This window comes from Veillonella magna DSM 19857, from assembly GCF_000428745.1.
In the GTDB taxonomy this organism is placed as follows: domain Bacteria; phylum Bacillota; class Negativicutes; order Veillonellales; family Veillonellaceae; genus Veillonella_A; species Veillonella_A magna.
On record NZ_AUAN01000035.1, the window covers coordinates 1 to 1,398 of the forward strand.

Annotated in this window: 1 rRNA gene; it reads left to right on the forward strand. The window is 54.5% G+C overall.

The features are described 5' to 3' along the window. Positions 1-1,376, forward strand: a 16S ribosomal RNA gene (locus G344_RS0106955); the annotation flags it as partial. Between the last annotated feature and the right edge of the window lie 22 nt (positions 1,377-1,398).

Sequence of the window (1,398 nt, forward strand, 5' to 3'; positions counted from 1 at the left end):
TGCTTTCGGCATCGAGAGTATATGAAAGGTGGCCTCTATATATAAGCTATCGCTGAAGGAGGGGATTGCGTCTGATTAGCTAGTTGGAGGGGTAACGGCCCACCAAGGCGATGATCAGTAGCCGGTCTGAGAGGATGAACGGCCACATTGGGACTGAGACACGGCCCAAACTCCTACGGGAGGCAGCAGTGGGGAATCTTCCGCAATGGACGAAAGTCTGACGGAGCAACGCCGCGTGAGTGATGACGGCCTTCGGGTTGTAAAGCTCTGTTAATCGGGACGAAAGAGCCTTGTGTGAATAATGCGAGGAAGTGACGGTACCGGAATAGAAAGCCACGGCTAACTACGTGCCAGCAGCCGCGGTAATACGTAGGTGGCAAGCGTTGTCCGGAATTATTGGGCGTAAAGCGCGCGCAGGCGGATGCGTAAGTCTATCTTAAAAGTGCGGGGCTTAACCCCGTGAGGGGATGGAAACTGGGCATCTAGAGTATCGGAGAGGAAAGCGGAATTCCTAGTGTAGCGGTGAAATGCGTAGATATTAGGAAGAACACCAGTGGCGAAGGCGGCTTTCTGGACGACAACTGACGCTGAGGCGCGAAAGCCAGGGGAGCGAACGGGATTAGATACCCCGGTAGTCCTGGCCGTAAACGATGGGTACTAGGTGTAGGAGGTATCGACCCCTTCTGTGCCGGAGTTAACGCAATAAGTACCCCGCCTGGGGAGTACGATCGCAAGGTTGAAACTCAAAGGAATTGACGGGGGCCCGCACAAGCGGTGGAGTATGTGGTTTAATTCGACGCAACGCGAAGAACCTTACCAGGTCTTGACATTGATGGACGAAACAAGAGATTGTTTTTCTCCTTCGGGAGCCAGAAAACAGGTGGTGCACGGCTGTCGTCAGCTCGTGTCGTGAGATGTTGGGTTAAGTCCCGCAACGAGCGCAACCCCTATCTTATGTTGCCAGCACTTCGGGTGGGGACTCATGAGAGACTGCCGCAGACAATGCGGAGGAAGGCGGGGATGACGTCAAGTCATCATGCCCCTTATGACCTGGGCTACACACGTACTACAATGGGCTTTAATAGAGGGAAGCGAAGCGGCGACGCGGAGCAAACCCCAGAAACAAGCTCTCAGTTCGGATCGTAGGCTGCAACTCGCCTACGTGAAGTCGGAATCGCTAGTAATCGCAGGTCAGCATACTGCGGTGAATACGTTCCCGGGCCTTGTACACACCGCCCGTCACACCACGAAAGTCGGAAGTACCCAAAGTCGGTGGGGTAACCTTCGGGAGCCAGCCGCCTAAGGTAAAGTCGATGATTGGGGTGAAGTCGTAACAAGGTAGCCGTATCGGAAGGTGCGGCTGGATCACCTCCTTTCTAGGGAGACATACACCGGTTC